General features: G+C 67.2%; 9 protein-coding genes. 5 read left to right on the top strand and 4 right to left on the bottom strand.

Features of this window, described 5'->3' with window-relative positions:
- On the top strand, positions 1–386 hold a 386-nt coding region (locus ACZYZE_RS05520), incomplete at its 5' end, for an enolase C-terminal domain-like protein (RefSeq protein ID WP_463906688.1).
- A gap of 105 nt (positions 387–491) precedes the next feature.
- Here ACZYZE_RS05520 and ACZYZE_RS05515 read toward each other — a convergent pair.
- Positions 492–701, bottom strand: coding sequence for a hypothetical protein (locus tag ACZYZE_RS05515; protein WP_459317369.1), 210 nt, complete (start codon positions 699–701; stop codon positions 492–494).
- Between the two features lie 64 nt (positions 702–765).
- Positions 766–1,902: a DNA alkylation repair protein gene (locus ACZYZE_RS05510; protein WP_463906685.1), complete on the bottom strand. Its 1,137-nt coding sequence runs from the start codon at positions 1,900–1,902 to the stop codon at positions 766–768.
- 88 nt (positions 1,903–1,990) lie between these two features.
- On the opposite strand from ACZYZE_RS05510, the gene ACZYZE_RS05505 reads away from it, so the two are divergent.
- Positions 1,991–2,773, top strand: a complete 783-nt coding sequence (locus tag ACZYZE_RS05505) for a phosphatase PAP2 family protein (RefSeq protein WP_463906682.1) — start codon at positions 1,991–1,993, stop codon at positions 2,771–2,773.
- 371 nt (positions 2,774–3,144) lie between these two features.
- Here ACZYZE_RS05505 and ACZYZE_RS05500 read toward each other — a convergent pair whose 3' ends face one another.
- Entirely contained in the window at positions 3,145–3,795 is a 651-nt protein-coding gene (locus tag ACZYZE_RS05500; RefSeq protein WP_463906680.1) for a hypothetical protein, read from the bottom strand.
- Between the two features lie 419 nt (positions 3,796–4,214).
- Here ACZYZE_RS05500 and ACZYZE_RS05495 point away from each other — a divergent pair, with 419 nt between their 5' ends.
- The 3 genes from ACZYZE_RS05495 to ACZYZE_RS05485 all read left to right on the top strand — a co-directional run bounded on the left by ACZYZE_RS05495 (position 4,215) and on the right by ACZYZE_RS05485 (position 6,643).
- Positions 4,215–4,436: an Hsp20/alpha crystallin family protein gene (locus tag ACZYZE_RS05495; RefSeq protein WP_463906678.1), complete on the top strand. Its 222-nt coding sequence runs from the start codon at positions 4,215–4,217 to the stop codon at positions 4,434–4,436.
- A 145-nt stretch (positions 4,437–4,581) separates the two neighbouring features.
- A complete protein-coding gene (locus tag ACZYZE_RS05490) occupies positions 4,582–4,971 on the top strand; it encodes a hypothetical protein (protein WP_459317374.1) in 390 nt (129 codons plus the stop codon).
- Between the two features lie 133 nt (positions 4,972–5,104).
- Positions 5,105–6,643, top strand: coding sequence for a glycoside hydrolase family 1 protein (locus ACZYZE_RS05485; RefSeq protein WP_463906676.1), 1,539 nt, complete (start codon positions 5,105–5,107; stop codon positions 6,641–6,643).
- Here ACZYZE_RS05485 and ACZYZE_RS05480 read toward each other — a convergent pair.
- Positions 6,640–7,710: an App1 family protein phosphatidate phosphatase gene (locus ACZYZE_RS05480; protein WP_463906675.1), complete on the bottom strand. Its 1,071-nt coding sequence runs from the start codon at positions 7,708–7,710 to the stop codon at positions 6,640–6,642. The two genes, ACZYZE_RS05485 and ACZYZE_RS05480, sit on opposite strands and share 4 nt — an antisense overlap.
- Positions 7,711–7,782 lie beyond the last annotated feature (72 nt).

Here is a 7,782-nt window from a genome sequence, read left to right as displayed (position 1 = left end):
AGGAACAGCTGATCGATTACGTCCGGGCCGCGTCCACGCACTTCGGCGGGATCTCGCCGCTGAAGAAGGTGATGGACTTCGCCGCGCAGTACCAGATCAAGTCCGGCTTCCACGGCCCCACGGACATTTCCCCGGTCGGGTTCGCCGCGCAGCTGCACGTGGGCCTGGCGATCCACAACTTCGGGATCCAGGAATACATGCAGCACTCGGACGCGACCAACGAGGTCTTCGAACAATCCATGACCTTCACCGACGGGTACCTGCACCCGGGCGAGGCACCCGGCATCGGCGTCGAATTCAACGCCGAAGCCGCCGCGGCCTACCCCTACCAGCAGGCCTACCTGCCCTACAACCGCCTCGTCGACGGAACGGTCCACGACTGGTAACAGCGCCCTGACACGACACAAGGTCCCGGGCGGCGGGTCATGCTCAGCTGCCCGGGACCTGCCTCTTTTTCGGGCTTTGCGCCGACGGCTCCCGGTTCCGCCGGCTCAGTGAATGAGCTCGTGGGTCATGCCGAAGGGGACCTGGTCCGAGAGGGCCGCCGTGTAGTGCCCGGGCTTGTGGCGGGTGAGCAGGATGCCGTGCGTCCCCGTGGCCATGGCGAGCTGCTGCAGCCCGTGCACGGCGTCGTTCAGGCGTTCGTCAAGGATGTGCCGGTTGTCGACCTGGATCTCAATGGACTCGGTAAAAGTGGTCATTGCACTGTCTTTCTTGGAGTACTTCTAGTCGGCCCCAATAATTCAAGCGACAGTAACGTCATATTTATGGGCCCGTCAAATCACCGAGCGGTGTCGTGGAGGCGTCGGTGTGGACCAGGAACCCGGTCGGGGCGTAACGCACGCCGTTGACCTGCAGTTCCAGTACATGCGGGCCCGAATAGTGAACCCTGGTGGTCATCTGCCGGAAGGCATGGCGCTTAGAGAACGTCCGGGTCTCGCCCGGGGCGAGGATGGGGGTTCCCAGCTTGAAAACCTTCTCGGCCAGGGTGCCGTTCGCCTTCGCATAGTGCACCGCATAGTCGACGGCGAGGCGGGCCTCCGCGCTGCCGGTATTGGTGATCTCAAACTCAAAGCCAAGTTCGCCGGGGAGCTCGACGCCGGTGCGGTCCAGCCGGGGCGGCGTTATGGCAAGCGACGCCGGAGGGAATCCCAGCAGCTCGAGCGCACCCGGGTGGGCTTTCTTGAGCAGCGTGCGCAGCCCGTGCCGGACCACCCTGGGCGTGGTGAGATCCGGCGCGGCCATCCACGCCGCGGCGGTGGCCACCACCAGGTCCGGTGCGTGGCGGGCGAGGTCGTTGAGGTGGTTCGCGACCGAGCGCCGGACGTCCTCCACCGGGTCCCGGTACAAGGCGTCAAGAACCGGGATCGTGGCGGCCGGCCGGGCCACGATCTCCGGAACCCGGATGGCCCAGGGCAGATAGGCCCGAGTCCCCTCGCTGGCGAGCCGGCGGACGTGCCAGTCCGGGTGCGAGGTCCAGCCCTGGACGACCGCCAGGGCCCGGTCCAGATCCGCGGCGAGGAGCCGCCGGACAGCAAACTCGGCGGTGAGCCGCGGCGTCAGCTCGGCGAGCAGCCGCAGGCAGTCCTCGAAGTCGCCGGGTGCCGGCGAGGCGAGGGCCAGCGTGACGGCGGTTTCCGTCACCGGCCAGATCATCCAGCCGGTGAAGTCCGGATTGCCCAGCGCGCGGCGGAAGGCGCCGGCCGCCGTCGGATAGTCCTGGGGAAGATCCGCCAGCAGGGCGCGGCTTACGACGTCGGTCCGTTCCCGCAGGCTCAGCCCGTCGAGCCGTCCGGCGGCCCCGGCCAGCTGGGTCCAGCCGGTGCCGGGTGCCACCGCGGCAAGGATCCGGCCCAGCGAGCCGACAACAGCCGGGTTGATCAGTTCATTCATGACGCCCATGGGTTCAGGCTACCGGGAGCGACAGACAGCCGATCCACGGTAATCTTCAGCGGGTAATCAACACGCGGCGCAGAGGCAGGTAGCGGGCATGGCCGAAGAACGAACCGGGAATCCACCCGGCCGGTGGAGGATTTTCCACGACAAGTTCGTGGTGGAGGAACGCTTTCTGAGCGAGCCTGCCCGGAAGAGCCTGTACCGGACCGCCGTCGGGCTCATGATCCTCGGCACCGTGCTGTTCTTCGTAGTCCTGGCCGGTGTCCTCCAGCAGGGCGGGCTCACCTCCGCCGACGAACCGGCCCGTTCCTGGCTCCTGACCGTGCGCTCCGAGACCCTCACCACCATCATGATCATCCTCGCGATCGTGTTCGGTCCGGTTGCCCTGCCGATCATCGTCCTGGTGGTGACCGTGACATGGGGGGTGCTGGCCAGGCACGCCTGGCGTCCCCTCCTGCTGGCCGCCGCCATGCTGACGGGTGTGGTTCTTGCCCAGATTGTCGGGCGCACCGTCGGCCGGGAGCGGCCGCCCGTGGACCTGATGCTGTTCGGCGCCGACTTCACCTTCTCCTTCCCGTCCGGGCATGTCCTGGGGGCGTGCGACTTCCTGCTCGTGGCCACGTACCTGATCGTCTCCCGCCGGCGCAACCCCAAGGCCGCCGGCGCAGGATTCGTGCTGGCCGGCGTCGGGATCTTCTTCGCGGCGGTCAGCCGGCTCTATCTGGGGTACCACTGGCTCAGTGACGCCCTCGCCTCGCTGTCCATCTCGTTCGTGGTGCTCGGCGCAGTTATCGCGCTGGACACCTGGCGGACCGCCCGGATCCGCGGTGAACGGATCACCGGCACGCTCTCGAAGGCAGACCCGGGCGGGGGCTAGGGCATGCAAATCCTTGAGCCAGATGGTGATGGGACGGAGGGCAGCCCCTCCACAGCCGGCCAGGGCGCCGTCGTCCGCTTGAGACTCCGGTCTTATGCGCGTACGTTGGTCAAGGCCTCTCCGTAGTCCCCCAACGTACGGAGGGGCCAGCCTAAACAGAAACCCCCGCCGGTCATTGCGACTGGCGGGGGTTTCTGGTGTGGTTCCTGTTCCACGTGTTGGCCGCTTTCGAACCCGCTGCAAATTCAGTGTCATGGCCGCTCCGGGCTCTGAGGGGGGTCGGTACCCAGATTCACGTCCAGGGCGCACCGATGCGGATTGGTTCCGGCGTTGGACGGTGAAACAGGGCCGGGGCGTCCGGAGCCCTGCCCTCACGGCGCGGGCTCAACGGACTCCACGGCATAGGGTTTGGTCGCCGACCGCTGCAGTGGACGCCGCAGGCGCACCTGGTACGGGCCATTCCGGAACGTGGCGCGGGGGTCCAACTGGACAACCAGAAGTGGTTCGTCGCGGGCGGCATCCACCCTCACCACCATGCCGTCCCGCCGTCCGCCCACGAGCAGCGGGGTCGAGGGCTCCACCGCGGTCTCTTTAAGGCGGTCCTGATGTTCAGGGCCTGCCATCAGGAAGAGAATTCCATGGGCGACCCCAACGACCCTCAGCGGAATCACCGCGTCAGGCGGCGGGGGCGCCGGGGTGGGCTGGGGTGGCATCTGGGACTCCTGCGCAGACGACGCTCCGGCGGCCTTCAAGGGCCGGTCGCATTCCTGGCAGCGGGTCCGCGACCCGACGTCGGGCAACAGGGTCACTAGCAGTCCTCTGGGTGCGTGGCTCCATTTGCCGGCGACAACCTGGCACCACGCCGTGTGGAACTCCGTCCCGTACTTCATCACGTAGACCTGGTCATCGCCGAGGAGTGGAGCCCCCTCCCGCCGAGCGGCCGGCTCGACCGGCTTAAGCTCGCCGAGGCCTCTGCTGTCTTCATGGGCGGGGTGGCTGGCCTTGAGGTACTTGCGGATCACCGGATTGAGTTGCCGTTTTGGTCGTGGAATTGTGGGGCCTTCCTGTCTGGCGGGAGTGCGTTTCGCTCACACCCCTCAATACCCCCTACCTACCTTGCTGGCTTTTCTTGCAAGTTGCCAGTCGGGACCGTGGCTGTTGGTTGGGCCCGGCGGTACTTTCAGCCTCGAATGGCGGTTCCGGACGCCTTATGTCGCGGCCTCGCAACCCGATACTTCAAACTTTCTCTGATCTGCCGTGGAGAGGTCAGCCTGAACGCGAGGCCCCGGCGGGGCGGCACCGGAAACCACTTCCGAACCCCGCATCGCGAGCCTTCGCCGCAGCTTGTGCTGGTCCGGCTGGACCGGCTGGACCGGATCGACGTTGAGGAACTCGGGGAACTACTGGAAAGCTCCTGCCGAATCACCCGTGGACGACGCCCGTGGACGACGCCCGTGGACGACGCCCGTGGACGACGCCGGTAGGCGCGGTCCGCCCGGAGGCGGCCGAGCTCCACCCGCAGCCCGTCGTTCGAAGCTTCAAGGCCCAGGCGCACTACGCCGACGGAGTGCTGACGCTTCGGATTCCGGTGGCGGAGCAAGCCATGCCCCGGAAGATTGAAATTACCCGCGGCCAGGACAAGTTGCTGGAAATCGACAGGTAGCTGCGGGCAACGGCGGGCCGCTCCTGCCCGCCGCTGCCCGGAATCTCAGCCCGGCTCCTCCCCAACTGACCGGGCTGAACCTTGGGAAAAGGACCCGGACAGCCATGAACACGCCTCCTGGAAGCACTAGTGAAGGAGGGCGACCATGAGCGCATGGCGCCGTTACGATTCGCACCTGATGCCCGTCTTCCTCGAGCGATTCGAGGAGCGGTGGGGTGAGGGGACGGCACCGTTCCTTGACCCGGAGGCGCACGAAGCGCCGCTGCCGCGGGCCCAATGGATCAACATCGACACCGGTGCCGCCCTGGCGGTGGTTCCGATCTGGACCGCCGATGACAGCCAACACCGCTCATTCGGTGTGTTCTACCTCCCGCCGGCGGGTGACATCTGGGTACTGAGGCCTGGCCATACCGGATATCTGGAACCTTCGGCGGACGGGACCGAGCAACTCCAGGCGCTGCGGAACGATGTCTTCAGGAAGGCCGTGGCGCACGCCAAGGACTTCCTCTTCGGCCCCGAGACCTCGGTGTTCTGAACTCCGGCGCTCGGTCCTTGACCAAGGCACGCTGGCTTCCGTGACGCGGGCACGCCAGGCCCGGTCATGGCGCGCCTGTCCCCGGAGGCCTAAAATCAGTCAACTGGCCGAAACTACGTAGGGGACCCTGCCGATGAATGCCTCCGCCAAGGACCTGGCCGCGCGGCTTACGCCCCGCTTCACCCTGGGGGTGGCGACTGCCGCTTTCCAGATCGAAGGCGCAACGGACGAGGACGGACGCGGCCCCTCGGGGTGGGACGTCTTCGCGGCCAGGCCCGGCTCGATCGTGGACGACCACAGCCCCGCCGTCGCGTGCGACCACTACCACCGGATGCCCGAAGATGTGGCGCTGATGAAGGAACTCGGGATCGACTCGTACCGGTTCTCGCTGTCGTGGTCCCGCATCCAGCCCGGCGGTAGCGGCCCGGTCAATCCCGCCGGCCTGGACTTCTATGACCGGTTAATCGATCTGCTGCTGGCGAACGGAATCGCGCCGATGGCCACGCTGTACCACTGGGACACGCCGCTGGAGCTGGATGAGGCCGGCGGCTGGATGAACCGGGACACGGCCTACCGTCTGGGTGAATTCGCCGCTATCGCCGCGGCCGCCTACGGTGACCGCGTGACGCGCTGGGTCACCGTCAATGAACCCGCCACCGTGAGCACCAATGGCTACATGCTGGGAATGCATTCTCCGGGCGAATCCCTCATGCTCAAGGCGCTGCCGAGCGTGCACCACCAGTTGCTGGGCCACGGACTGTCGCTGCAGGCGCTACGGGCCGCCAACGTGCCGGCAGAAATCGGGATCACCAACGTCTATTCGCCGATGGTGCCCGCCTCGATCAATCCGCTGGACAGAGTCAGTGCCGGCCTGATGGACATGGCCCAGAACCGGCTCTACGCGGACCCCGTCCTGCTCGGAAAGTACCCGGATACCATCCGGGCCGCCACGTTCTTCTCCTCCTTCAGCCCGTCCAGCGAGGACATGAAACTGATTTCACAGCCGCTGGACTTCTATGGACTGAACTATTACATGCCCACGCGCGTGGCCTCAGGCCCCGGCGAGGGCGCAGTGCCGGAGGGGATGGCCGTGGCGATGGGTGATGACCTGAGCGGCACCGCCCCCGGCTCCCCGTTCCACATCGCGTCGTTCCGGGACACCGAGACCACCGCGTACGGCTGGCCGATCAAACCGGAATACATGGCAGTCGCCCTCGCGGAAATGGCTGAGCGCTACCCCGACCTTCCGCCGGTCTTCATCACCGAGGGCGGGGCGAGCTTTGAGGACCTCGAGATCCGGGACACAGAAGGCCGGCTCATCATCCCGGACGAGCGGCGGGTGCGCTACCTGGCCGACCACATTGGCGCCGCCATCGAAGCGACGTCGCCGGGCGGGCCCGCCGAGGCGATCGATCTGCGCGGCTACTACGTATGGTCCCTGATGGACAACTTCGAATGGTCCGGGGGCTACAAGCAGCAGTTCGGCCTGCTGCACGTGGACCGCGGGACCCTGGACCGCACACCGAAGGCCTCGTACTACTGGCTCCAGGAGCTGCTCGCGGCACGGCACCGGGATGCCGTGCCGTCTCCCGACGCCGGGGCAAGCGCTGGAAGTCAGGCGGAAGCGTCCGTCGTCGACCGCCCCCACACGGCGGGCGAGGCGGCCCGCTAAAGCAGCTCGAGGTCCTGGAGACCCTTCGCCAGGCCGGCGCCGTCGGGGGAGTAGATCCACGGAACGGCGGAGCCGGTGTGGTCGCCGGAATCCGTGTGGCCGCCGGCCAGCACGGCTTCGCCGGCGGAGAGCTGGCGGATGCCGATGGCGGCCACGCGGTCCGCGTGCTGCCGGGCGAAGTCGGAGTAGATGGCCTCATCATGCTGGCCGTTGTCGCCGAAAAGCAGCCAGCGCATGTTCGGAAACTCCTCCGCCAGTAACTCCAGGTTCCGGCGCTTGTGCTCCTGCCCGCTGCGGAACCAGCGGTCCTGGGTCAGGCCCCAGTCTGTGAGCAGCAGGGAGCCGGAGGGGTACATGTTGCGGCTCAGGAAACGCGCCAGCGTCGGCGCCGCGTTCCAGGGTCCGGTGGACACATAGATCACCGGTGCCTCCGGGTATTCCACCGTGAGCCGGTCCATCAGAACGGCCATGCCGGGCGTCGCCATCCGGGCCCGTTCGTTCAGGACGAAGGTGTTCCACAGCGCCAGAAAGGGCCGCGGGACGGCAGTCACCATGATCGTGTCGTCGATGTCGGAGACTATGCCGAGCGTGGTCTCGGGGGAGATGACGTAGATCCTGGCTTCAACCGGCTCGGTGCCCTCCGCCCGCAGGACAGCGGTGTGCCAGCCCGGCGTGAGCGGCACCTGGACGACGGTGTCCACGATCCCGCCGCGGTCCGCGTGCACGCGGGCGGTAACCCCGCCGATCTCGATCTCCACCTCGGCGAACTGGATCGGCACACTCGTGAAGGCACGCCAGCCGCGGATGTTCTGGTTGCCGTTCCTGGCGGCATGTTCCGCCCGGCTCCCGGGGTCCAGCCGGGTGGTGAGGACCACGCGGCCGAGCACCCGGACCCAGTCTGTGGCGCCGTACCCCTGGTACGCGATAGTCTGCGGGACGAAGTCCCATCGGCGGGCTGCCTTCAGACGGAGGCCATTGACTGTGTCCGAGACCCGGTGGGCCAGTCGGAAGGCGCGGTTGCCGGACACCGGCTGCTGCTGGGGGGACTGTTGCGAGGCCAATTCCATGCCTCAACTCTCCCACAGCGGCCCGGCGGCCTACCCACTTCCTAGTCCGGGGCTAACACGTGTGGCACTGTA

The sequence above is a fragment of the Pseudarthrobacter woesei genome (assembly GCF_055412745.1).
This window is presented reverse-complemented; position numbering and strand designations above follow the sequence as displayed.